This is a genomic window from Knoellia sp. LjRoot47 (assembly GCF_964253435.1).
In the GTDB taxonomy this organism is placed as follows: Bacteria; Actinomycetota; Actinomycetes; order Actinomycetales; family Dermatophilaceae; genus Knoellia.
Genome location: NZ_CAXUQS020000001.1, coordinates 2,854,239 through 2,877,142, shown reverse-complemented (window position 1 = coordinate 2,877,142; position 22,904 = coordinate 2,854,239). Strand labels below are relative to the sequence as shown.

The 22,904-nt window shown below is 69.3% G+C and carries 19 protein-coding genes; 10 read left to right on the top strand and 9 right to left on the bottom strand.

The genetic code is table 11. From position 1 onward, the window contains the following. The first annotated feature begins 6 nt into the window (after positions 1 to 6). From ACSQ11_RS13885 to ACSQ11_RS13875, 3 genes are read left to right on the top strand one after another with little or no spacing between them, the layout of a single operon-like run. Entirely contained in the window at positions 7 to 1,749 is a 1,743-nt protein-coding gene (locus ACSQ11_RS13885) for an ABC transporter permease (protein WP_436006351.1), read from the top strand. Between the two features lie 20 nt (positions 1,750 to 1,769). After that, a complete protein-coding gene (locus ACSQ11_RS13880; protein ID WP_436006349.1) occupies positions 1,770 to 2,987 on the top strand; it encodes an ABC transporter ATP-binding protein in 1,218 nt (405 codons plus the stop codon). Continuing rightward, positions 2,954 to 3,841: an inositol monophosphatase family protein gene (locus ACSQ11_RS13875; RefSeq protein WP_436006347.1), complete on the top strand. Its 888-nt coding sequence runs from the start codon at positions 2,954 to 2,956 to the stop codon at positions 3,839 to 3,841. Before ACSQ11_RS13880 ends, ACSQ11_RS13875 begins: the two co-directional genes overlap by 34 nt. Here the strand turns inward: ACSQ11_RS13875 and ACSQ11_RS13870 are convergent. Both ACSQ11_RS13870 and ACSQ11_RS13865 read right to left on the bottom strand, forming a co-directional pair. Further along, positions 3,838 to 4,299, bottom strand: coding sequence for a PPOX class F420-dependent oxidoreductase (locus ACSQ11_RS13870; RefSeq protein WP_436006345.1), 462 nt, complete (start codon positions 4,297 to 4,299; stop codon positions 3,838 to 3,840). The genes ACSQ11_RS13875 and ACSQ11_RS13870 overlap by 4 nt on opposite strands. 41 nt (positions 4,300 to 4,340) lie before the next feature. Continuing rightward, positions 4,341 to 4,931, bottom strand: a complete 591-nt coding sequence (locus ACSQ11_RS13865; RefSeq protein WP_436006343.1) for a hypothetical protein — start codon at positions 4,929 to 4,931, stop codon at positions 4,341 to 4,343. Here ACSQ11_RS13865 and ACSQ11_RS13860 point away from each other — a divergent pair. Continuing rightward, positions 4,921 to 5,214, top strand: coding sequence for a hypothetical protein (locus ACSQ11_RS13860; protein ID WP_436006341.1), 294 nt, complete (start codon positions 4,921 to 4,923; stop codon positions 5,212 to 5,214). The two genes, ACSQ11_RS13865 and ACSQ11_RS13860, sit on opposite strands and share 11 nt — an antisense overlap. A 133-nt stretch (positions 5,215 to 5,347) precedes the next feature. Here ACSQ11_RS13860 and rpsA read toward each other — a convergent pair whose 3' ends face one another. Then, complete coding sequence (gene rpsA, locus ACSQ11_RS13855; protein WP_436006339.1) at positions 5,348 to 6,856, bottom strand: 30S ribosomal protein S1; 1,509 nt, start codon at positions 6,854 to 6,856, stop codon at positions 5,348 to 5,350. A gap of 148 nt (positions 6,857 to 7,004) precedes the next feature. On the opposite strand from rpsA, the gene ACSQ11_RS13850 reads away from it, so the two are divergent. Beyond that, complete coding sequence (locus ACSQ11_RS13850; protein ID WP_436006337.1) at positions 7,005 to 7,814, top strand: class I SAM-dependent methyltransferase; 810 nt, start codon at positions 7,005 to 7,007, stop codon at positions 7,812 to 7,814. A gap of 70 nt (positions 7,815 to 7,884) precedes the next feature. Here the strand turns inward: ACSQ11_RS13850 and ACSQ11_RS13845 are convergent, their stop codons facing one another. Next, complete coding sequence (locus ACSQ11_RS13845; RefSeq protein ID WP_436006335.1) at positions 7,885 to 8,886, bottom strand: DUF3068 domain-containing protein; 1,002 nt, start codon at positions 8,884 to 8,886, stop codon at positions 7,885 to 7,887. Between the two features lie 117 nt (positions 8,887 to 9,003). Here ACSQ11_RS13845 and ACSQ11_RS13840 point away from each other — a divergent pair, with 117 nt between their 5' ends. Next, positions 9,004 to 10,191: an acyltransferase family protein gene (locus ACSQ11_RS13840; protein ID WP_436006333.1), complete on the top strand. Its 1,188-nt coding sequence runs from the start codon at positions 9,004 to 9,006 to the stop codon at positions 10,189 to 10,191. On the opposite strand, the gene ACSQ11_RS13835 is transcribed toward ACSQ11_RS13840, so the two are convergent. Both ACSQ11_RS13835 and ACSQ11_RS13830 read right to left on the bottom strand, forming a co-directional pair. Beyond that, positions 10,102 to 14,097 (bottom strand): alpha-(1->3)-arabinofuranosyltransferase domain-containing protein, encoded by a 3,996-nt coding sequence (locus tag ACSQ11_RS13835; protein WP_436006331.1) that lies wholly within the window; start codon positions 14,095 to 14,097, stop codon positions 10,102 to 10,104. The genes ACSQ11_RS13840 and ACSQ11_RS13835 overlap by 90 nt on opposite strands. After that, the gene (locus tag ACSQ11_RS13830) at positions 14,094 to 14,780 is read right to left on the bottom strand and encodes a class I SAM-dependent methyltransferase (protein WP_436006329.1); all 687 of its coding nucleotides are present in this window, start codon (positions 14,778 to 14,780) and stop codon (positions 14,094 to 14,096) included. Before ACSQ11_RS13830 ends, ACSQ11_RS13835 begins: the two co-directional genes overlap by 4 nt. A gap of 119 nt (positions 14,781 to 14,899) precedes the next feature. On the opposite strand from ACSQ11_RS13830, the gene ACSQ11_RS13825 reads away from it, so the two are divergent. After that, entirely contained in the window at positions 14,900 to 16,012 is a 1,113-nt protein-coding gene (locus ACSQ11_RS13825; RefSeq protein ID WP_436006327.1) for a glycosyltransferase family 4 protein, read from the top strand. Positions 16,013 to 16,080: 68 nt separating this feature from the next. On the opposite strand, the gene ACSQ11_RS13820 is transcribed toward ACSQ11_RS13825, so the two are convergent. Both ACSQ11_RS13820 and ACSQ11_RS13815 read right to left on the bottom strand, forming a co-directional pair. Beyond that, positions 16,081 to 16,215 (bottom strand): hypothetical protein, encoded by a 135-nt coding sequence (locus ACSQ11_RS13820; RefSeq protein ID WP_436006325.1) that lies wholly within the window; start codon positions 16,213 to 16,215, stop codon positions 16,081 to 16,083. Continuing rightward, complete coding sequence (locus ACSQ11_RS13815; protein WP_436006323.1) at positions 16,212 to 17,933, bottom strand: hypothetical protein; 1,722 nt, start codon at positions 17,931 to 17,933, stop codon at positions 16,212 to 16,214. The genes ACSQ11_RS13820 and ACSQ11_RS13815 overlap by 4 nt, the downstream gene beginning before the upstream one ends. A 179-nt stretch (positions 17,934 to 18,112) precedes the next feature. On the opposite strand from ACSQ11_RS13815, the gene ACSQ11_RS13810 reads away from it, so the two are divergent. Further along, positions 18,113 to 19,261 carry an acyltransferase family protein gene (locus tag ACSQ11_RS13810; RefSeq protein ID WP_436006321.1) on the top strand — a complete coding sequence of 383 codons (1,149 nt, stop codon included), beginning with the start codon at positions 18,113 to 18,115 and terminating at the stop codon, positions 19,259 to 19,261. A gap of 5 nt (positions 19,262 to 19,266) precedes the next feature. Next, on the top strand, positions 19,267 to 20,427 hold the full coding sequence (locus tag ACSQ11_RS13805) for an acyltransferase family protein (RefSeq protein WP_436006319.1): 1,161 nt from the start codon (positions 19,267 to 19,269) through the stop codon (positions 20,425 to 20,427). 41 nt (positions 20,428 to 20,468) lie between these two features. Here the strand turns inward: ACSQ11_RS13805 and ACSQ11_RS13800 are convergent, their stop codons facing one another. Then, a complete protein-coding gene (locus tag ACSQ11_RS13800) occupies positions 20,469 to 21,323 on the bottom strand; it encodes a 2OG-Fe(II) oxygenase (protein ID WP_436006317.1) in 855 nt (284 codons plus the stop codon). Between the two features lie 114 nt (positions 21,324 to 21,437). Here ACSQ11_RS13800 and ACSQ11_RS13795 point away from each other — a divergent pair, with 114 nt between their 5' ends. Continuing rightward, a complete protein-coding gene (locus tag ACSQ11_RS13795) occupies positions 21,438 to 22,892 on the top strand; it encodes a bifunctional glycosyltransferase/class I SAM-dependent methyltransferase (protein WP_436006315.1) in 1,455 nt (484 codons plus the stop codon). The last annotated feature ends 12 nt before the right edge of the window (positions 22,893 to 22,904 follow it).

The following is a 22,904-nucleotide window of genomic DNA, read 5'->3' as shown; positions in this document are numbered from 1 at the left end:
GCCTCCATGACGGCAACCCTGCTGCCTGCAGCCGCCGACCCGGTCGGGGCGAGCACCCCCTCGCCCCGACCGCGCCGCGGCTCCGGCCGGGACCTCACGCTCATCGCGCTGGTCACGGTCGTCTCGCTCCTGCTCTTCGTCATCGTCGGGCTCCCGCTGCTGCGGATCCTCACCGTGGCGCTGTCCCCCGAGGGCTGGGAGATCGTCAGCTCGATGCTGACCAACCCGGTCAACCGGCGCATCCTGTGGAACACCGTCCAGCTGGGCATCATCGTCGCGCTGCTCGGGACCGCCGTCGGGTTCGTCATGGCCTACGCGCAGGTGCGACTGAAGTTCCGTGGCAAGAAGCTGCTGCACCTCATCTCGCTCATGCCCATCGTGTCGCCGCCCTTCGCGGTCGCGACCGCGGCCATCACGATGTTCGGTCGCAATGGGATCGTGAGCAACAAGCTCCTCGGGCTCGAGATCGACATCTACGGCCTCAAGGGACTCGTCTTCGTCCTCACCCTGTCGTTCTTCCCCGTGTCCTACATGAACCTCAAGGGGATGCTCGAGAGCCTCGACCCGAGCCTCGACGAGGCCGCGTCCAACCTCGGTGCGAGCAAGCTCAAGATCTTCACGTCGGTCACGCTGCCGATGCTCGTCCCGGGCATCGCCGGCTCGTTCCTCCTGCTCTTCGTCGAGTCGATCGCCGACCTCGCCAACCCGCTCGTGCTCGGCGGCGACTACACCGTGCTCGCCTCGCGCGCCTACCTGGCCGTGACGGGTGAGTACAACGTCGCCGGCGGCGCGGCATACTCGCTCGTCCTGCTCCTCCCGGCGCTGAGCGTCTTCCTCGTCCAGCGCTACTGGGTGAGCCGCAAGAACGTCGTCACGGTGACCGGCAAGCCCGCGGGCTCCCCTGAGCTCATCACCGCTCCCGCGCTGCGCATCCCGATCCTCACGGCCGCGTGCCTCGTCGCCGGTCTCGTCGTCCTCATGTACGCGACGGTCATCTTCGGCGGGTTCGTCAAGATCTTCGGGGTCAACAACGACTTCACCCTGTCGCACTACCGGTTCGTCCTCGCGGGGATCGGCTCGGACGCGATGTTCACAACGACCCTGCTCGCCCTCGTGGCCACTCCCATCGCCGGGCTCCTCGGCATGCTCATCGCCTGGCTCGTCGTGAGCAAGCTCAAGCGCACCTCCGGCCTCATGGACTTCGTCGGCATGCTCGGGCTGTCGGTGCCGGGCACGGTCATCGGCATCGGCTACGCCATCGCCTTCAACACCCCGACCATCCTCGGCGGTCGGCAGTGGTTCCCCGCCGTGGCCGGTGGCTCGGCGATCCTCGGTGGCGCGATGGCGATCGTCATGGTCTTCGTCGCGCGTTCCCTCCCCTCTGGCCAGCGGGCCGGCATCGCCGCGCTCCAGCAGATCAACCCGGCCATCGACGAGGCGTCGACGAGCCTGGGTGCCAGCAGCTTCACGACGTTCCGCAAGATCACGCTGCCGCTCATCCGGCCGGCGCTCCTCTCGGGGCTCACCTACGCGTTCGCCCGCTCGATGACGACCCTGTCGCCGATCGTCTTCATCACGACGCCGCAGACCAAGATCATGACGAGCCAGATCCTCGCCGAGGTCGACGCCGGCCGGTTCGGCAACGCCTTCGCCTACTGCGCCATCCTCATCGTCATCGTGTTGAGCTTCATCGGGCTGCTCAACCTCGCGATGCTCCACCCCTCGATCCGCGGCATCCACCGCCGATGACGTCCCCCTCGGAGAGTGTCATGACCCAGCAGACCGACCGGACCCACCAGAACGACCCCGCCCACCCGGTCGAGGGCGACCCCGACCGGACCGGCAGGACCGACTCCGTCCAGAGCGCCCGCGACAGCCTCGCGACGGCGACCCCGGGACGCGTGACGCTCCGCAGCCTGCGCAAGGTCTACGGCGACGACGCCTCGGCCACCCCGGCCGTGCGCGACGTCGACCTCGACATCGAGCCCGGTGAGTTCATCACCCTGCTCGGCCCGTCGGGCTGCGGCAAGACGACGACCCTGCGCATGATCGCCGGGTTCGAGACACCGACCGCCGGTGAGATCCGCCTGGACGACGACCTCCTCAACAAGGTCGCACCGAACAAGCGGCCGATGGCGATGGTCTTCCAGTCGTACGCCCTCTTCCCGCACCTCAGCGTCTTCGACAACGTCGCCTACGGGCTCAAGCTCAAGAAGCTGCCCGCAGCCCGCGTTGCCGAGGAGGTCGAGACCGCACTCACCTCGATGAACCTCGGCCCCTACCGCGACCGGGCTCCCCACCAGATGTCCGGCGGTCAGCAGCAGCGGGTCGCGCTCGCCCGGGCGCTCGTCATGCGTCCCAAGGTCCTGCTCTTCGACGAGCCCCTGTCCAACCTCGACGCCAAGCTCCGCGTGCAGATGCGCGGTGAGATCCGCCGGCTCCAGCGGCGTCTGGGCATCACCACGGTCTTCGTCACTCACGACCAGGACGAGGCGATGACGATGTCGGACCGGATCGTCGTCATGAACGTCGGAGTCATCGAGCAGGTCGACACCCCCGAGGAGATCTACCGCCACCCGCTGTCGGTCTTCGTCGCCGACTTCATCGGCCGCGCCAACTTCCTCGACGTCGACGTCCACGGCATCGAGGACGGGTCAGCCCGGGTGAGCGTGCTCGGGCGGCAGTGGACCGTCCCGAGCCACCCGCACGTCGCGGTCGACGCCCCCGTGACGCTGCTCGTCCGGCCCGAGTCGGTGCGCCTCTCCCCCACCGACGACAGTGCCGTGGCTGGCTCGGTCGGGCGTGTGCTGTCGTCGATGTTCTACGGCGAGTCGATCGAGTACGACATCGAGACCGAGGCCGGCAACCTCGTGGTCTCGGTCGCCGACCCGCACGCGCACGAGACCTTCGCTCCGGGTGACTTCCTCGACGTCGGGTTCGAGGAGGGTCGCGCGTGGCTCATGCCCGTGGGCGACGAGCCGCGGTGACGCACCCGGCCGTCCCCGTCGAGGAGTCCGTGCGGCTGCGCGAGGTGGCCGAACGGGCGGCCGCGAGAAGCACGGCATACCTGCTCCCCGTCTTCCGGCGACCCATGGCGGTGGAGCACAAGGGCGGACCGCACGACCTCGTCACCGAGCACGACCTCGAGTCCGAGCGGATCCTGCGCGAGGAGCTGCTCGCCGCCGAGCCCGACAGCGTCGTCGTCGGCGAGGAGGGAGGTCGCACGGGTACCGGCCGGGTCACCTGGCACGTCGACCCCATCGACGGGACGGTCAACTTCAGCCACGGGCTCGCCTTCTGGTGCGTGTCGATCGCGGCCGCCGTCGACGGCGAGGTCGTCGCCGGTGTCGTCGCCGCTCCCGCCCTCGGGGAGGTGTATGCCGCTGATCTCACCGGGGTGACCGTCAACGGCGCACCGGCCGTGCCCCGACGGGTCGAGCGCGAGATCGACGGCTTGGTGCTCGGGACCTTCCCGCGCATGCTCGACCTCGAGGTCTTCGGCGACGAGGCCCTCAGCGCCAGCGGTCGGCTCGTGCGGGCCTACGGGTCGGTGCGCACGCTCGGCAGCGGCGCCCTCGGGCTCGCGCACGTGGCGACCGGTCGGGCCGATGCGACGTTCGACCTGCACACGAACTCGTGGGACGTCGCTGCCGGGGCGTTCATGGTGCGGCTCGGCGGTGGCCGCTACGTCGGGTGCGAGGACGGGCTCGTGGACGAGGACCCGCGCACGTCCTACGGTCGGCCGGCCTACTGGGCCACGGCGTCGGACGTCGAGCACCCCACCCTGGCAACGCTCGTCACCGACCTCACCGGCGGCCGGGCCGCGGCTGAGCGCTGCTAGGCGAGACGGGCGGGGAAGCCACCGGTCGCGACCGGACCCCACCGCGTCGGCGTGATGCGGAGCAGCGACTTGTCCTGCTCGCGCATCGCCTGGCGGTACTCGTCCCAGTCCGGGTGCTCCCCGGAGATGCAGCGGTAGTAGTCGACGAGGGCGTCGGCCGCCTCCGGCATGTCGATGACCTCACAGTCCCCGTCGACCTGGACCCAGGCGCCACCGAAGTCGTCCGAGAGCACCATGACGCTCACGTGCGGCTCGCGCCGCGCGTTCGTGGTCTTGGCGCGCTCGGGGTAGGTCGAGATGACGATGCGCCCCTGCTCGTCGACCCCGCCCGTGACCGGCGACGCCTGGGGGCGGCCGTCGCGTCGGGTCGTCATGAGAACCATGTGGTGCCGGGGGCGGACGAAGTCCAGCAGCTCGTCGAGGTCGACCCGGTCGTTCGTCGCGATGGTGCGTGCCATGCGACCCACTCTGGCACGACCGTGCAGCGCTGCGGACCCCGTCAGCAGCCGGCTCGCGTGTAGCGGCACAGCTGGGGTGCGACGTGGTCGAGAGCGGGGCGCAGCTCGGCAACCCCCTGCGCGCTCACCGTCGGCCCGAGGATGCCGTGGCTCCCGCGCACGGCGTAGGTCACGGCGCGCCCGACCCGGGCCAGCACGAGCGTCGTCTCGCCCAGGGGCGGACCCGTGCTCGAGGGTGACGTCGAGGAGCCGTAGGAGATCGCCACGCCGTCACCCCACACGCCGCGCAGCTCCTGCATCCGTCCCTGCCACGGCGAACCGTCGCCGGCGGAGCACTCCGAGACCGAGATCCGCGCCACCTGCATGAAGCGCACGGCCTGGTCCGCCGTCCCGAAGACGACGAGCCCCTCGCTCCAGCGCTCCATGTCGACCAGCGCCGACACTGCTCGCTGCTCCCTGGCTCCCGTGAGCGGCACGTCCTGCCAGCACACGGTCACCTTGACGGCCGCCGGGGTCCACGGCGTGTTCTCCTCGATCCCGGGCTCGGGCGGGGCACCCTCGTGCAGCAGCCTCACCGCCCGCTGCGGGGTCGGCTTCGCGGCCGTCGTGGTCGTGCTCGGCGTGGGGCGCACCGAGCCCGTCGGTGCCGCTGTCGATCCCGCCGGTGCGCTGCTGGAGCCCGACGACGGTCCGAGCTCGGGTGCGCCCGGCACGGCAGCGGAGCTCACTGACTCCTCCACCGTGGGTCCGTCTGCGGGACTCGCCGTGCACCCCGACGAGACCGAGGCAACCGCCGCGACCACGACCCCGGCCATGGCCCGGACCACCGGCCTGCGGACACCTCCGCGCGCTGCTCTCATGACGCTCTCCCCCATGACGTTCGTCCCCCTGCTGACACTCGTTCCTACGCCGTGAGCGACCGAAAGGTTGCCGGCGTCGCGGAAGTGTCTCACCCCGCCCGGCCCCGGACAGGCCGAAGGCCCGGCCCCCGCGAGGGGACCGGGCCTTCGGTCGTGCGTCACGGCATACGAGGCGTATGCCGGTCGGCTCAGTTTCCGGTGAGCTTCTCGCGCAGCGCGGCGAGGGCCTCGTCGGAGGCGAGGGTGCCCTCGTTGGCCGGCGGAGCGGCCGGACGCGAGCCCGTGCCCTCGTCGTCCGAGTCGGACGAGGAGGAGGCGGAGTCGCTGCTGTAGGACGTGGCGGTGTCGCCACCGGCAGCGGCCTCGGCGTCGGCCTTGGCGGCCTCCTCGACCTGCGTGCGGTGGGCCTCCCAGCGGGAGTGAGCCTCGGCGTACTGCTTCTCCCAGACCTCACGCTGCTTCTCGTAGCCCTCGAGCCACTCGTTGGTCTCGGAGTCGAAGCCCTCGGGGTACTTGTAGTTGCCCTGCTCGTCGTACTCGGCGGCCATGCCGTAGAGGGTCGGGTCGAACTCGACCTGGCCCGCGCCGTCCTCGTTGGCCTGCTTGAGCGAGAGCGAGATGCGACGACGCTCGAGGTCGATGTCGATGACCTTGACGAAGATGTCGGCGCCGACGGTGACGACCTGCTCCGGCAGCTCCACGTGGCGCTCGGCCAGCTCGGAGATGTGGACGAGGCCCTCGATGCCGTCCTCGACGCGCACGAACGCACCGAACGGGACGAGCTTGGTGACCTTGCCGGGGACGACCTGGCCGATGGCGTGCGTGCGGGCGAAGTGCTGCCACGGGTCCTCCTGCGTCGCCTTCAGCGACAGGGAGACACGCTCGCGGTCCATGTCGACGTCGAGCACCTCGACGGTGACCTCGTCGCCGACCTCGACGACCTCGGACGGGTGGTCGATGTGCTTCCAGGACAGCTCCGAGACGTGGACGAGACCGTCGACGCCGCCGAGGTCCACGAACGCACCGAAGTTGACGATGGAGGACACGACGCCCGAACGGACCTGGCCCTTCTGGAGCTCCTTGAGGAACGTCGTGCGCACCTCGGACTGCGTCTGCTCGAGCCACGCGCGGCGCGACAGGACCACGTTGTTGCGGTTCTTGTCGAGCTCGATGATCTTGGCCTCGATCTCCTTGCCGACGTACGGCTGGAGGTCGCGGACGCGACGCATCTCGACGAGGGAGGCGGGGAGGAAGCCACGCAGGCCGATGTCGAGGATGAGACCACCCTTGACGACCTCGATGACGGTGCCGGTGACGACGCCGTCCTCCTCCTTGACCTTCTCGATCGTGCCCCAGGCGCGCTCGTACTGAGCCCGCTTCTTGGACAGGATGAGGCGGCCTTCCTTGTCCTCCTTCTGGAGAACGAGGGCTTCGACCTCGTCGCCGACCTTGACGACCTCGTTGGGGTCGATGTCGTGCTTGATGGAGAGCTCGCGCGAGGGGATGACACCCTCGGTCTTGTAGCCGATGTCGAGCAGAACCTCATCGCGGTCGACCTTGACGATGCGGCCTTCGACGATGTCTCCGTCGTTGAAGTGCTTGATCGTCGCGTCGATGGCGGCGAGAAGGTCTTCCTCAGAGCCGATGTCGTTGATGGCGATCTGAGGGGCGGTCTTGGCGACCGTGCTGGCAGTCATGTAGTAGGAACTCCGATGTGGACAGATGGATTCGATGGGGTGATGCTGAGTGTGCGCCGCGTGACGCAGGAGCTGCGTGGGCATGCGGGAACACAGAAGAATGCTGGTCAAGACTACCGACCTGGTCCATGCAGGGTCAAAGCGGGGTATGCCGGTGAGCGAGGACGTCGGTCGGCGCACCGCCGGGACCGGTGAGACCCAGGCCGCCAACCGTGCCTGGTGGGACGGCGAGGCCGCCGACTACTACGCCGAGCACGGCAGCTTCCTCGGGGACGACGAGTTCGTCTGGGGCCCGGAGGGGTGGACCGAGGAGGACCTCGGGCTGCTCGCGGCGGCACCGGGCCAGCGGGTCCTCGAGATCGGCGCTGGCGCGGGGCAGTGCGCGCGGTGGCTGGAGCGCCACGTCGGTGCCTCCGTCGTGGCCACCGACCTGTCGATGGGCATGCTGCGCGTCGGCGCCGGGCTGAGCGAGAGGACCGGGACCGCTCCCCCGCTGCTGCAGTGCGACGCCCTCGCCCTCCCGTTCGGTGACGCGGTCTTCGACACGGTCTTCACGGCATACGGGGTCGTGCCGTTCGTCGCGGACAGTGCGGCCGTCATGGCCGAGGTCGCCCGGGTGCTCAGGCCGGGCGGACGGTTCGTGTTCTCGACCACCCACCCGATCCGGTGGGCCTTCCCCGACGACCCGTCGGAGGCGGGGCTCGTGGCCCGGCTCAGCTACTTCGACCGGACGCCCTACGTCGAGTCGGACGGCGTGGGCCGGGCGACCTACGTCGAGCACCATCGGACGATGGGTGACCGGATCCGAGAGATCGTCGCGGCCGGGCTGCTCGTCGAGGACGTCGTGGAGCCGGAGTGGCCCGAGGACAACACCGAGACCTGGGGCGGGTGGTCGCCGACGCGCGGGGCGGTCATCCCCGGCACCGCGATCTTCGTCTGCCGCCGTCCCGTGAGCTGACGCCAGAGGGCCTCGCCGATGCTCCGGCGAGGCCCTCTGGCGTCAGCGGTGTCGCGTCAGCGGTGTCGCGTCAACGGCGCACGCCCGCGCGGCTGCGCGTGGCGGCCTCGTCGGAGTCACCGAAGACGTCGATCGAACGCTCCTCGGCCGGGTCGCCCCCGTCGCCGTCGGGCCCCCTGCGCACGTCATCGCCACCGTCGGCACGGCGAGCGCCGCTCCAGAGGAAGAAGCCGGCGCCGGCGGCAAGGAGACCGAGCAGCCCGGCGATGAGTGGGAGCTTCTCGACCAGGCCGAGCTTGCTGTCGTTGGCCTTGGCGTCCTTGATGTTGGCCGCGACGGTCTCATCGGTGAAGCCGAAGTCGAGGTCGAGGACGGTGGTGCCATTCTCGAGGACGCGCTTCTGCTTCTCGGTCTGCTTCTGGATGGCACCCGTCCGAGGGTCGATGTACATCGTCTTGAGCGACGAGTAGGTGCCCTGAATGCCGTTGGAGATCTCGGCCGGTTCGTCGGCCACGTCGATGACGAACTTGTAGGTGTTCCAGCCGTTGACCTTCTCCTCGCCCTCGAACGTGGCGTCGACGGCGCGACCGAGGATGCCGTCCCAGAAGGGGTAGGTCTTCTTCTCCACGTCGAAGGGGAACTTGTTGACCAGTCCCTCGTGCGGCGTGGCGTCACCGATGTACTTGGCCGTGTTGACCGAGAGGCCGGTCTTGCGGTTGGTGGCGAACCGGTCGGTCGTCGCCGACACGAGCCTGGTGCCCTCACCGGTGTTCGAGTCGTCGACGCAGTCGGGCGCGTTGCCGTCCGGGTCGGTGATGAGGCAGGTGAAGGTGTCGAAGACGACGACGTCACCGTCCGACTTGGCACCGTCGGCCACGGTGTGGCTCAGCGCCTTGACCGGGGCGCCCTCGCCCGTGGGGAGGGCGGCGGCCTGACCCGAGAGCCGGGTGTTGGAGTCCGTGTCCAAGGGGGTCTTCTTCACCTGTCCCGGGATGTACACGAGCGCCAGCAACGCGGCGGTGAGGAGGAAGCCGGCAAGGCCCATCAAGACCAGACCGATGATTCTGCGCATCTGCGGGACACCTTTGTCTCAGGTAGAACACGGAACAAGTTGACGAGACCCTACCAGCGAGTACCACAGAATTCCTGCACCTCCCGCGCACGGCTGCGTCTCGCCTAAAGTGCGCCCATGAGCACGTCCCGCGCGACCACCGCGCCCGAGGGTGCGGTGACGGTCATTCCCGCACTGGACGGGCTGCGCGCAGTCGCCGCGGTGATGGTCATCCTCACCCACGCCGCCTTCCTCACCGGCTTCGGGGCCACGGGTGGACTCATGGGCCGGTTGTGGTCGCGTGGCGACTTCGGGGTGGGGATCTTCTTCGCCCTCTCCGGCTTCCTCCTCCACCGTGGGCTCATCGCGAAGGGGTCGGGTCCGCTCGACCTCGGCGGATACCTCCTGCGTCGTGCGGCGCGGGTGCTGCCGGCCTACTGGGCGACCTTGGCGGCCGTCGTCGTCTTCGCCAACCCACCGCTGAGGAGCTGGCTGCTCCACACGTTTGCCCTGCAGATCTACGTCCCGGACGCGTGGATCTCGTCGTTCAACCAGTCGTGGAGTCTCGCGACCGAGATCTCCTTCTACGCTGCGCTACCCCTGGTCGTCCTGGGTCTGGCCGCCCTCCGACGCCGCCATCCCGACCGGCCGCTCGTCGTCGTCGCGCTGGCCACGGTCCTGCTGACCCTGGCATCGGGCTTCCGCGGGGGCGAGGTCTTCGGCGTCGACGTGAGCACCCACATGTGGCTGCACGCCCGAGGGCCCCAGTTCCTCGTAGGGATGCTGTGTGCCGAGGCGCTCCTCGTGCCCCGCCACCCTGTGAGCACGGCCCTGGTGCGCTGGGGCAGGGACGCCGTGGCGTGCCTCGCCGTCGCCGGCGCGGCCTACCTCCTCGCAACGACAGCGGTCACCGGTCCGCTCACCGTCGCCCCTGCCGACGGCAGCCAGCTCCTCGTGCGTTCGGCGCTCTGCACCCTCGTCGCTCTCTGTCTGCTCCTCCCGCTCACGATGGGCACACACTCGCTCTACGCCTCGGCGCTGACCCACCCGTGGATCCGCTGGTTCGGTGTCATCAGCTATGGGCTCTTCCTCTGGCACCTTCCCGTCTTCGCGGCCATCTACGAGATCACCGACGTCCCCGAGTTCTCCGGCGGCCTGCTCCCCCTGCTCGCGGTCGGGCTGCCGACGACAATCGGCCTCGCAGCACTGAGCCACTACTGGATCGAGGTACCCGCCTCACGCCTCGTCGGACGCATCCTGCGCCGCCGCCAACGCCAGGACGAACGCGCCGACCACGAGGAGCCAGACCAGGCTCGACACCAGTGAGCTCCCCACGACCCCGGGTGCGGCGAACGCCTGGACCATCGCCGCACCCATCCCCAGGGTGAGAACGAGCCCGGCCGTGAGGGGGCCCTGTCCGACGATGCGTGCCACGGCCACCGCCACGACGCCGATGACGAGACCCACGGGACCTGCCACGAGCCCCGCCACCACGACCGGTGCCACGAGTGCAGCGACACGCTTCCATCCCCGGTGCGAGGGGTCGGCGACGCGATCGCGTCCCTGACCGCGTCCGCGACCCGGCCATGCCGCGGCGGCGACGACGAGCGCTGCGAGCGCGAACCCGATGAACAACCCCCAGCGGTAGGTGCGGTCGGGGGCGAACGTGATGGCCAGCGTCCCCCCGCTGCCTGCCGGAACGACGAAACCCTGACGTCGACCGTCGACGACCTGGCTCGGGAGTCGGGTTCCGTCGATCCTCGCCTCCCAGCCGGCGTTGGCGTTGTCCGTCATGACGACGAGGCGTTGTGGACCGGCTCCCACCTCGCCCCGAAGCGACGTGGGACTGACCCGCGTCGTGGTGACAGCCGTGGAGCTGGGCGCAGCACCGGCCGGCATCCGTGGAGAGATGACGGCCGATCGCGGAACCAGGCCCTCCCAGCCGCCCAGCTCGACGCGGTGGATCGCGCCGCCCGCGACGTCCACGTCCTCGCAGGCCTGCCACGTGACGTCACTGAGACCGAGCAGTCCATCGCGTGTCGCCGTGGCGGAGGTCGGGATCGTCCGTCCGTCCACGGTCAGCCGGGGCCCACGCCCGCACTCCGCGCTCAGTGCCTGCACCGGCACAGAGAAGGGGTGACCGACGACCTCGACCTCCTCGAGCTGGAGGGAGTCCAGACCCTGTCGTTCCGGCGCCGGGACGTCGACGAAGCTCAGCGTGATCCGCCGACCGGAGGTGGGTGGGATGGTCAGGACCCCGTGCGCGGGCAGTCGTCTGGTGAACTCGGTCCCGTCGATGTCGAGGACGACCGCGGGGGCGGCCAAGCGAGCCCAGTCGTCCCGCACCTGGAGCCGCACCCCCTCGATCCGCGTCACATGGCTCAGGGTCAGGGTCACCGAAGGGCTCGTGTCGTCCGAGGACGGACTCCACGCCGTGCGCTCGTCGGAGTCCACCAGGGCGGACGGGAGCTGGGTCGGCGCGTAGCCGCGCTGGCTGCTCACCCGCACGTCCACGCCCGGGACGTCGGAGAGGGCGGAGGACGGCTGCTGCGGGTCGACCGCAAGGGTGCCCCGCACCGTCCTGGGTCCGGCTGCCAGCCCGGCGACGTCACGGACCATGGGCCCGCTGGACTCGGGGTCGAGGAGCTGCCCCGTCAGGCAGATGATCTCCGGGGAGGCCACGGCGCAGCCGTCCCTCCCGGTCAGGCCGGCGCCGAGGACGGCACTGTCGGCCAGGTCCTCGCCGGACGTCCGTGGCGTCTGGACCACCTCCTGCGGTCGGACACCGGGGATGGTGAGCTCGGCCAGCCCGGTGACGGTTCCACTGGGTGCACCCTCGGTGGTGTCCAGGACGCGGACGCCGACCCGTCCCGTGGCGCCCTCAGGAAGGGCGACCCTCGTGGCGGAGCCGCCGGTCGTGAGGTCAGCCTCGACCGAGCCGTGCTGCGTGGTCACCCGGACCCGGGTCGGCACGCCGAGCGCCTGACCGAAGCGTTTGCGGTCCACGAGGGGGAGCACGGAGATCTCCCGGAGGTCCCGGGGCTCCTCGAGGTCGACGGTCAGCTCGGGGTCGGGGTCACCGACCGTGACCCAGGAGGTGGCGTCGTCGCCGTCGATGGCGGCGAACGCCCGGTGGGCCGGCTGGAGGCCAGCGACGCCGTAGTCCGTGGCGATCGACGATGACGAACCGACGTCCCGTATGCCGTCGTAGGTCACCACCGACCGGCGGTCGACCTCGGGCCACGGCAGGTAGTCCGGGGCCTCGCGGGCTGCCCGCGCGGTCAGCGCACTCGTGACGTCCTGCCCACGCGGCGCACCGAACCAGCGGGTGCGTGCACGGAATCCGTCCGTCGCCACGCTCGTCGTCGGTCGAAGGCTGCGGGTGCGGTCCCCGTCGAAGATCACCGGCCGATCTCCGAGGCCGGCGTCCGCCAACCGCGCGAGGTCCTCGGTGGCACCGGTCGCCCCCAGGGCATCGCGGGCGTCCCACACCGTGACGTCCGCGGCGACGTCACCGCGCAGCGTGTAGACCTCCACCGGGAACACACGTTGCCCGGACGCGTCGAGCCACGTGGAGCCAAAACCCTTGGTGAACGTGATGTCAGGTGATCCCCTCACCGCCGAGCGCGACAGGGCGACCGGCGGCTGGCCCGACTCGCCGGACGAGAGGTCGTTGCGCACGACGAGGTGCCGCACACCGGCGGCACGCAGCATCGCCGTCGCACCGTCGAGGGAGCGCCCGGTCTGCAGGCGCGCCTCGACCTCGTCGAGCAGTCGGATGGTGCCTGCCGGCGCGAGCGGAACCGCATCACGCACGGCATACGCCGCGGTGGTCAGGGGGCGCAACGGCTCGTCCATGGTGCGACCCCAGACGTACTCTCCGAAGCCCGACGCCGGGACGACGAGCGCACGCTCGTCGGGTCGCTGGTCGAGCCACCGGCCCAGGTCCCGCCACTGCGGCGCCATCTCGGTGAAGGTTCCGCGCGCCGCGATCGCGCCGCTGAATGCGGGTGACGCAGCGCCCACGACGAGCACGGCGATGGCAGCGACAAGGCCTTGGCGCCACCGACGTGCCACCCGTGTGCTCGAAGCGACGACGTGCAGCCCGTGGGCCAGGCCGACCACCAGGGGAAGCCGGACCAGGAGGTCGGCCTTGTGCACGTTGCGCAGGGGCGCGAGGCTCCCGTCCAGTGCGGCCTGGACGACGTCGACGACCGGCGAGCCGAACGGGGTCCGGTGCGGCAGCGAGATCGCGAGCACGCCGACGGCGAGGCAGGACAGCAGGAAGGTGCGGTGCGGAAGTCGCCGCAGGGTGAGGCCCGCGAGCCCGAAGGCCATGACACCGGTCGTGAGCAGGATGCTCGAGGGCGAGGCGACGAGCTGGTGACCCGCGGGCCACCACTCGCCCGCGGCGGTGACGAGGTGGCCGAGCCAGTGCGTCGTGCCGCGCAGGGTGTCCAGCGACGTGATCTGCGCCGACACGGTCTGGGCGTTCTCGATCCAGTCCAAGAAGGGTGGCGAGTACCTCCCGAGGACCACGAGGGGCACCAGCCACCAGCTGGTGGCACCCAGGACCATGACCCCCCACAACCAGGTCACGGGCCGGCGCCACCACGATCGCCGGGTGAGCAGCCACAACACCGACGGCAGGATCGCGCAGGCCGTCGCCGTGGCGTTGACGCCACCGCAGCACAGGATGGCCAGCCCACTCAGGGCCGCCCCCCTGCGCGCCGACAGCCGACCACGGTCGACCAGGACGAGCGGCCACAGGATGGCCGGCGCCAACAGCTGGGCATGCGCCTCCGACGACACGGTGGCGATCGTGCTCACGACTCGCGGCGAGAGCACGTAGGCGAGTGCGGCGACGATGCGCACGCGGGGGCCTCCCACCTCCAGCGCTCGCAGCAGACCCAGGGTCGCCGCGAACCCGGCCGTGAGCAGCGTGGTCCACCACAGCCGCTGCACGACCCACATGGGGAGGATCTCCGAGCCGATCCCGAAGAAGGGACCCATCGGGAAGAGGTACCCATAGGCCTGGTTCTGCAGACCGCCCCAGGTGACCTGTCGGTCCCACGCGTGCAGCGCGGACGAGAGGAAACCCCATGGGTCGACGAACAGGTCGGTCTTCGTGTCCGCAGCCACCCGGCCGGGGGCGACGGACCAAGCGGCCGCCCACACGACGAAGAGCCCCGCGAGAACCGCAGGGTCGAACGTCTTCCAGCGTCGTGTCACCGCCGGCGAAGTACCAGCATCAGGTTCCACGTCACCAGCTCGCGGAGCCCGGGCACTCTGAGCACCACGTCGGCCCACTCGGGGAAGTAGCGGGGGGCCACCTGGAGGATCTCGACATCGCTGCGGTGCGCCATGCCGAGCCCCTCGCGCACCGTGACGGCGTGCATCGTCTCGCCGAACCGGTTCTTGGGCGGCCGCCCGTGGCGACGCTCGTAGCGGCGTCGTGCCCGATGCCCGCCGACCAGGTGCCAGGGGGAGGTCTCGTGGCCACCCCACGGTCCGTACCACGCGGTGTACGAGACGAAGACGAGCCCGTCAGGTCGCACCACCCGCAGCATCTCGTCCAGCAGAGCGCCGCGGTCGGGCACGTGCTCCATGACGTTGTTCGACATGACGACGTCGACGGCGTCGTCGGCGAAGGGGAGCTGCTCCCCCCGTCCGACCACCGCCCCCGCGTCGGGGCCGGTCCTCAGCGCACCGCGCTCGATGTCGACTGCGAGGTATCGCGCGCCACGCGCGACGAACCGGGGGGCGAACTGCTCCTGTCCGGCACCGACATCGAGGACCGTCCTGCCGTCGAGCTGCTCGTGCCGGGTGATGAGCGCGACCGTGTCGTCGGCGACGTCGGTGTAGAAGCGGTCGGGGTCCGTCTGCTCGACGAGGAACGATCGGAAGAGCCTCACAGATCTTGCTACTGTTCGGTATCTGCCGACCGGCGCGCTCTGCATGACGGGAATCTAACCATCTCCATCTGTCGTCGCTGTGACGCCCGACGACGCCGACACCGATGGAGGTGACCCCAGTGCCCCTGCGCATCCTGCTGCTCAACTGGCGCGACATGCACCACCCCGAGGCCGGCGGCGCGGAGAAGTACCTCGTCACGGTTGCGGAGGGTCTCGCCGACCGCGGCCACGAGGTCATCTTCCGGACCGCTGCCTACCCGGGGGCACTGCCGGACGAGGTCGTGAACGGTGTGCACTACATCCGCAAGGGCGGGCGGTACGGCATCTACCCTCGCGCCCTGGCCGCCAACCTCGTCCACCGGTATGCCGCGGACGTCGTCGTCGACGTCCAGAACGGTATGCCGTACCTCAGTCCCCTGACCCGGCGGCGTCCGGTCGTCAACCTCGTCCACCACGTACACAAGGAGCAGTGGCCGGTCGTCTTCGGACCACGCCTGTCGCGGGCCGGATGGTGGCTCGAGTCGCGGCTGGCCCCGACGGTGTATCGCCGCAGCCGCTACGTCGCTGTGAGCGACTCGACCAAGCGTGAGCTGAGCGGACTCGGGGTGGGTCAGGACCAGATCCAGGTGATCCACAACGGGACCGACCACACCCCGCTGGACGGCACCCACCGGTCGGAGCACCCGTCCCTCGTGGTCCTCGGCAGGCTGGTGCCGCAGAAGCGCGTCGAGATCGCGCTCGAGACCGTCGCCCGCCTCGCGGACGAGATCCCTGCGCTCACGCTGGACGTCGTCGGTTCCGGGTGGTGGGACCCGAACCTCCACGACACCGCCCGGCAGCTCGGGGTGGAGGACCGCGTCACGTTCCACGGTCACGTCTCCGAGACCGAGAAGCACCGGCTCCTCGCCCGGGCCTGGGTCCACCTCATGCCCAGCCTCAAGGAGGGATGGGGGCTGGTGGTCGTCGAGGCGGGAGTGCACGGCACGCCGACGGTGGCCTTCACCGAGGCCGGTGGACCCACCAACTCGATCGTGCACGGGCGCACAGGGCTGCTCGTCGACCACGGGACCGACGCCTTCGTCGACGCCGTCCGAGAGCTCCTGTCCGACGCCGACCTCCGGCGCCGGATGAGCGAGGAGGTCGTCTCGTGGGTGGCACAGTTCCACTGGGATGAGGCGGTGGAGAAGTGGGAACGTGCGCTGCTCGACGCAGCGGGTCGGCAGGCACGCTGAGCAGACAAGCGGAGACCGGCGCCACAGGGTGCCGGTCTCTGTCTGACGCGGGGCGTTGCCCCGGCGCGTCAGGGGGCGTCGTAGGTGACGACCTGCTCGCTCTTCGCGGCCGAGTTCGCCGACGGGGTGATGGCCGAGACACCACCGATGATGGCGACCACAGCGAGGATGGCGCCAGCGATCACGGAAGCGAGAGCAGTCATGGGCGCGATCGTAACAGACCAGCCGGTAACCTTCGCCGCATCGAGGTCGCGACACACGCCACAAGCACGCCGATCGCCGTGAGGACCGTCACGACCCAGCCGACGACGACACTGCGCTGTCCTCCGCCTGGGGAGGGCTCCGCCTGCGGAACCTCGACGACGAGCAGCTGCGGCGTGTCGATGCGCACCACCCCGACGGCGCGCACAGAAGGCTCGTCGGTCGCGAGGCCGGTGTCGCGCTCCAGAGCGATGTACGTCACGCCCGCCCGCACGAGCGCCTGCGCGGGGGAGGTCCCCGACCCGATGTCCGCGCTCACTCGCGCTGCGCGCGGATCCTCACCCAGGACCTCACCCGAGCGAAGCGGCAGCGCGTCGTTGAACAGGACGCGATGGCCGACCATGCGAGGGGCGATGGTCAGCGAGATCCGGTCGGCGTTCCACCCATAACGCCGGTACTGGTTCCACGGCAGGAGGCCCACATCGCCCTCGGGCAAGGACGAGGTCCGGGCAGCGGCAGATCGCAGCTCGGGAGGAACCGTGACCGCCGACAACCGGCCGCCCACGCCCCAGACGAGCTGGGGCGACAACAGGGCGACGAGCCCGAGGCCGGCCACCAACCCGGGGCCACGCAGGGCGGGCGAGCGCCGCGCCAGCGAGTCGACGGCCAGACCGGCACCCACGGCGATGGCCACCACCCACGGCGCGACGAACTTCTGGCTGTCCCGGAGCGCACCGCCGCCGGGGAGCTCGGTGACCACCAGGACCCACAGGTCGCCAAGCGGTGGAAGAAGGCTCAGGGCCAGCACGAGTCCACCCACCAGGGCGGGGGCCGCGAGCGCGAGCCGTCGTCGGCGCACCACCTCCTGGAGGAACCAGCCGCCGAACAGGATCGACACGGCCGCAGCCACGAGAGCGAGCCCCACGGTGTTGCGGGCCGCGGGATGGGAGGCCACGTTCCAGAAACCTCCCCCGCTGACGAGCGACCCCGCGACCCCCAAGGGGGTGTCCGCCGTTGCGGCGAAGGCCGTGACCTGGTCTGCGACGAGAGAGGGCGAGCTCAGGATGGAGGGGACGACCCACGCCGCCGAGATGCCGGCGCCCACCACTGCGGCGACACCCAACGTCAGGCCGGCGTTGCGGCGGGCCCGATGCACGCCGACGACGGTCATGGCAGCAACGGCACCTGCCACCAGCAGGACGCTGTTGACCCCTCCGACACCGGCCACGGCTACGGGGACGGCCACCGCGAGACAGCTGCTCGCTCCGCGAAGCGCCCGGCTGACGGACCGCATGGCCCACGGAAGGACGGCATACCCGAGCAGGGTCGTCCACTGACCGATGACCAGCCGCTCGGAGACGAAGGGGTTCCACACGGCCGCGAGCGCCACGAGCAGCATCGGTCCCCGGCCGAGCGACGGGCGGAGGTCGCGTGCGAGGGCGACGGCGCCGAGGGACACCCCGACGAGGATCAGGACGAGCACGACCTTCTGCGCCAACGCCGGGGTCAGCGCGAGCCCTGCCAGCCACGCGACCGCGTCACTTGGCACCGCACGTGGAACTGCGGTTCCCGAACCGGTCGCGACCGGGGTGAGACGAGCGTCCGGCGACCAGGCGAGGTCGTAGGCCAGGACGACGCCCCGTCCGAGCGCCGGGCCGAGGACGACGACGGCGATGAGGCACGACCACCCCACGACGAGAAACGAGGGCGCGCGAGTCATGGGTGGGGCTTCGTCGTCGTCTTGCCGACCGGCAGCCGCCACCTGAGAGAACAGGACGTCTCTCCTTCACTGTGCTCGCGATGGCCGACGTGGTTGCGCGTGGCCGACGTGTGGGCCGAGAACCTACCAGCGCCAACGCCGTGCCCGGCTCGGCGTCGACACGAGCTAACGTGCCGCCCATGGAACTGCAGTCCATCCGGACGGATACGCGTGTCACGGCATTGGATGGTCTGCGAGGCGTGACGATCATCCTCGTCGTCATCAACCACGCGTGGATCCTGTGGTCCCGCGAGCTCACCGACCAGATTCCTGTGATCCGAGGCATCTTTCAAGGTGGTTCCGTCGTGGTGTTCTTCGTCATCGGCGGCTTCATCGTCTCGCTGACTCTCATCAAGGAGAGGGAGCGTGGATCACTCGACCCACTGAGGTTCTATCTGCGCCGCATCGTCCGCATTGGTGTCCAGCTCGTGCCAGCCTGCCTAGCCGTCGTCGCCATCCATCGCTTCGACTCCACTGATCCGTACTCGGACACGGCCACCTACCGCTCCGTTGTCAACGTCCTCACCTACACGTGGAACCAATACGCGCTCGAGCATGTCTTCGAGGCTCGGGGTGATCTTGGACATCTCTGGTACCTCAGCGTGCAGCAGCAGTGTTACTTACTCCTGCCCCTGCTCATCGTCTTCTCCCGTCGTCGACTCGTCCTAGGAGTCGTCCTGACGCTTGCAGCAGTCGCCGTCGTCGTCAACCGGTTCCTCGTGCTCGCCGCCGATGGCTGGTTTCCCGCATCATTGATGACCACGACACGATCCGACGGACTCATCCTCGGCGTGGTGGCCGCGCTCGCGATCCGCTATGTCGCGCGCTGGCGGGACTGGGCGGATCGTGTCGCGCTGCTGTCCACCGTGCTGCTACTCGGACTCCTCCTTCTGTCCGGTGAGATTGACCCCCTGCAGTACCTCCGACACTGGGGCGTCGCCTTCACGCTGGTCAGTGTCGTCCTGGTCTGCGCCCTCCACTACAGCTCGGAACAATGCTGGGCGTCGCGGTTCTTCAGAACCCCTGCCCTGCAGTACCTCGGCAACGCGTCCCTCGCAATATATGTGTGGCACCTCATCATCTTCGAGACCGTGGCTCGTCACACCACCTCAGCGAGCTGGCAGGCCCGCAGCGTCCTCGCCTTCGCTCTTCTCGCTGGTGCCACCTACGTGGCACAGAGATTGATCGAAGACCCCACCAGACGGTGGCTCAAGAACTCGCCCCTCTTCCGCGCGCCGATACGGCTGAGCGAAGAGGGTGAGCGTGGGATCGGCAGTGAGATACGGTGACGCGCGTGTCCGCCTCCTCGCATCGTTCTGAGCACACGCTCCAGACGCTGGACGGCCTGCGCGGCTTGGCGATCCTGTTGGTCGTCCTGTCGCACATCTGGGTGATCTATCCCTTTGACGACCTGCACCAGATCGCACCGTTCGACGGCTGGTTCAAAGCCGGCAGCGTGGCGGTCTCCATCTTTCTCGTTCTGAGCGGGTTCCTCGTAACCCGAAGCATGCTGGATGGTTTCGACCGGTCTGGCTCAACCGGACCCGCGGCCTCTCTCGTTCGGCGACTGCTTCGGATCAGCGCGCAAGTAGGACTTCTCCTGGTCGCAGTGACGGTCGTCGCCGGCATCGACGACACGGACACGGCCAGCGACGCGACCACGAAGAAGTCGGTCTTCGCCGTGGCAACCTACACATGGAACTGGTACGTCCGTGACAACGCCTTCGAGGCCCGTAGCGATTTGGGACACCTCTGGTACCTGAGCGTTGAGCTGCACGTCTTCATCGTTCTTGCGCTGGCCATCGCCTTGTGGGGGCGTCGGCGCACCGCGCTGACGGTCGCGGTAGTGGTACTGATCGTGGGTGTGACGTGGTGGCGATGGCATGTGTACGAGACGGAGGGCTGGTATAGCGCTTCACTGCGTACGTCGACCCGAGCGGATGCCGCGCTATGGGGAGTACTCGCTGGGCTGCTGTGGGATCGGGCATCCCAGTGGCGCCGAGAGGCCCCCGCGGCCGTCGGTGCGGCAACACTGCTGCTTCTGGCGATCATCTTCAGTGGCACTCAGCTGGGGATCGACGCCTACTTCAAGGCGCAGGGAATTGCCGTGGCTGCTGCCGCCACCCTCTTCGTGCTTGCAGCGTCCCTCGATCATCAGTCCACCAGCCCGGCGTCACGTCTCTTCGCTGCACGACCGCTTCGATCGCTCGGCGCGGTGTCTCTCACCTTGTACGTGTGGCACCTGCCCGTCTTCCACGCAGTGACAAGGCACACCGCGGGATGGAGCAATATCTCCCGTCTGATCCTCACCGTCGTAGGGCTTGGCCTGCTCGTTACGGCGCTCCACCGCTGGGTGGACGAGCCAGTCAGTCGCTGGACGAGAGGTATCGGTCGGCCCCGCCACGCCAAGGATGAGCGGGGTGGCCTGGAGGATCGAGACGCAGCACACGCGTAGGCCCGTCCGGGAGACCGGTATGCCAGTCGGTTCGGCGGGACCTACTTCTTGGTGCGCCGACGCAGGAGGTTGACCTTCTTGAGCACTCCGCTGACCTGCTCGTCAGAGATGCCCAGCCTGCGCTTCGCGCGGTCGTAGAGGTCGACGGCACCACGGTCCACGGCGATGGCGGCGCGCTTGGACGCGGACTCGTCGGGACGCGCACGGTAGTTGGTCGCCTTGCGGACCGGGCTCGCCTCCTCCGTGAAGTAGTAGAGCGCCATGGAGCGCCTGGCCATGCCCTCGGGGCACGTCAGGGCATCCGGATGCCCGTGGAAGCTGTCGTGGCTCGTCGTGAAGACGAGCATGCGGTTGCCGGCCGGCTGGACCTTCGCCTGGGCCGCGGTCATCTGGGAGTCCCAGAGCTCGAGCTGTCCGCCCCATTCCTCACGCCACTCGTCGTTGAGGTAGAGCAGGATGTTGACCCGCCGACTCCAGTTCTCCTTGACGTGGTGGGTCGTGAAGTCGGCATGGACGTTGAGGTGGCCACCACGCAGGGTCTGGTGCAACCCACCACCGTCCATGGTCCAGTCTGGGAGCAGATTCGGGATGCCGGTGAGCTCCTCGAGGAAGGTGACGAACTCCGGCGAGACGAACTCCCGCGCCACCGCGTTGAGGGTCGGGCCCCACGTGTCGGGCTGCGTGTTGCCGTACTTCGTCTCGTTGACGTGGAGGTACCCCTTCCAGAACGGGTCCCCGATCGCGGGGAACTCGGCCACCGCCTGACGGAATGCATCCTGCGTGAGAACACCATCGAGCACGACGTGCGGGAACGGCTGGGCCGACGCATACTCTCCGGCAAGGCGCGGAAGCTTGGTCCGCAGCGACTCCATGTCGACGAGGGTGGCGTGGGTCATGCGCGGGAGTATGCCAGAACGTGGCCGCCCACATTACCTACCGGTACGATTCACCGGGTGTGCACGCGCGAGGCGAGACGGCCACGCGGCACAGCGAGATCGAGAGGGTTGACGATGGCGTCAGAAGACCGGGCGGAAACAGGGGCCGAGCCCAGGGTCGGCGTACTCGTCGTCGCCTACAACGCGGCGTCCACGCTGCGGGCCACGCTCGACCGGATTCCGGAGGACTTCCGCACGCGCTTGGACCACGTCCTGGTTTGCGACGACGCCAGCCAGGACGAGACCTACCAGGTGGGCCTCGAGTACCAGAGTGGCAACACCTTGCCGCTCACCATGATCCGCCACGTCGAGAACCTCGGCTACGGCGGCAACCAGAAGTTCGGCTACCGCTGGGCGATCGAGGAGGGCCTCGACATCGTCGTGCTCCTGCACGGCGACGGCCAGTACGCGCCCGAGATCATCGAGGACATCGTCTCCCCCCTTGTCTCGGGTGACGCCGATGCCGTCATGGGCTCTCGCATGATGGAGCGCGGCTCGGCGCTCAAGGGCGGGATGCCGCTCTACAAGTACGTCGGCAACCGCATCCTCACGACGTTCCAGAACGCGATGACGGGCGCGTCGCTGACCGAGTGGCACAGCGGCTACCGGGCCTACCGCACCGATGCCCTGCGCGACATCCCGTTCGCCGACTACTCCGACGGCTTCGACTTCGACACCGAGATCATTCTCGGGATGCTCGGGGTCAGGAAGCGCATCGTCGAGGTCCCGATCCCGACCTACTACGGCGACGAGATCTGTTACGTCAACGGCATGGCCTACGCCCGGGACGTGGCCGTCGACGTCGTGCGACACCGGGCGCAGCTCATGGGCTTCGGCGGCGGCTCGAGCGCCGACACAGACGCCTACCAGGTCAAGCACAGCGCGCACTCCTCGCACGGCCAACTGCTGAGCTGGATGACTGGTGTTCCGTCCGCCTCGGTCCTCGACGTCGGTTGTTCCGACGGGCACTTCGCCGGACTCATCCGTGCGATGGGTCACCGGGTGGTGGGGGTCGATCTCGTCAAGCACGACGGCGTGGGAGAACGAGTCGACGCCTTCGTCGAGGCAGACCTCAACCATGGGCTTCCCGACGAGGCCGGGGAGGGATACGACGTCATCGTCGCCGGCGACATCCTCGAGCACGTCATCGACCCGGACGCCCTCATGGCCGACATGGTGAGCCGCCTGTCCGGGGAGGGCTGCATCCTCGTGAGCATCCCCAACTTCGGTCACTGGTACCCGCGGCTCCGCACGGCGTCCGGCACCTTCGACTACGACCAGCGGGGTCCGCTGGACCGCGGTCACGTTCGCTTCTTCACGCGGCGCAGCTTCGAGCGACTCATCGACCAGGGCGGCCTGCGCATCGTCGAGCGCCGCACCGTGGGCTCACCGGTGGAGATCCTCGAGCGCGGGGGGAACCGCGCGGTCGGACGTCTTGCGCGGTGGGCGTCCGCTGCCGACCGGGCAGCCGTCCGCGTCAGGCCGACCTTCTTCGGGTACCAGTTCCTCTACAAGCTGGAACGCCTTTGAGTCCTGACCCCA

What these genes read in the sequence shown, in the direction of transcription:
- ACSQ11_RS13815 (WP_436006323.1), bottom strand. Translation starts at nt 17,933, where the DNA reads ATGACTCGCGCGCCCTCGTTTCTCGTCGTGGGGTGGTCGTGCCTCATC.
- ACSQ11_RS13810 (WP_436006321.1), top strand. Translation starts at nt 18,113, where the DNA reads ATGGAACTGCAGTCCATCCGGACGGATACGCGTGTCACGGCATTGGAT.
- rpsA (WP_436006339.1), bottom strand. Translation starts at nt 6,856, where the DNA reads ATGACTGCCAGCACGGTCGCCAAGACCGCCCCTCAGATCGCCATCAAC.
- ACSQ11_RS13795 (WP_436006315.1), top strand. Translation starts at nt 21,438, where the DNA reads ATGGCGTCAGAAGACCGGGCGGAAACAGGGGCCGAGCCCAGGGTCGGC.
- ACSQ11_RS13880 (WP_436006349.1), top strand. Translation starts at nt 1,770, where the DNA reads ATGACCCAGCAGACCGACCGGACCCACCAGAACGACCCCGCCCACCCG.
- ACSQ11_RS13845 (WP_436006335.1), bottom strand. Translation starts at nt 8,886, where the DNA reads ATGCGCAGAATCATCGGTCTGGTCTTGATGGGCCTTGCCGGCTTCCTC.
- ACSQ11_RS13870 (WP_436006345.1), bottom strand. Translation starts at nt 4,299, where the DNA reads ATGGCACGCACCATCGCGACGAACGACCGGGTCGACCTCGACGAGCTG.
- ACSQ11_RS13850 (WP_436006337.1), top strand. Translation starts at nt 7,005, where the DNA reads ATGCCGGTGAGCGAGGACGTCGGTCGGCGCACCGCCGGGACCGGTGAG.
- ACSQ11_RS13820 (WP_436006325.1), bottom strand. Translation starts at nt 16,215, where the DNA reads ATGACTGCTCTCGCTTCCGTGATCGCTGGCGCCATCCTCGCTGTGGTC.
- ACSQ11_RS13885 (WP_436006351.1), top strand. Translation starts at nt 7, where the DNA reads ATGACGGCAACCCTGCTGCCTGCAGCCGCCGACCCGGTCGGGGCGAGC.
- ACSQ11_RS13800 (WP_436006317.1), bottom strand. Translation starts at nt 21,323, where the DNA reads ATGACCCACGCCACCCTCGTCGACATGGAGTCGCTGCGGACCAAGCTT.
- ACSQ11_RS13840 (WP_436006333.1), top strand. Translation starts at nt 9,004, where the DNA reads ATGAGCACGTCCCGCGCGACCACCGCGCCCGAGGGTGCGGTGACGGTC.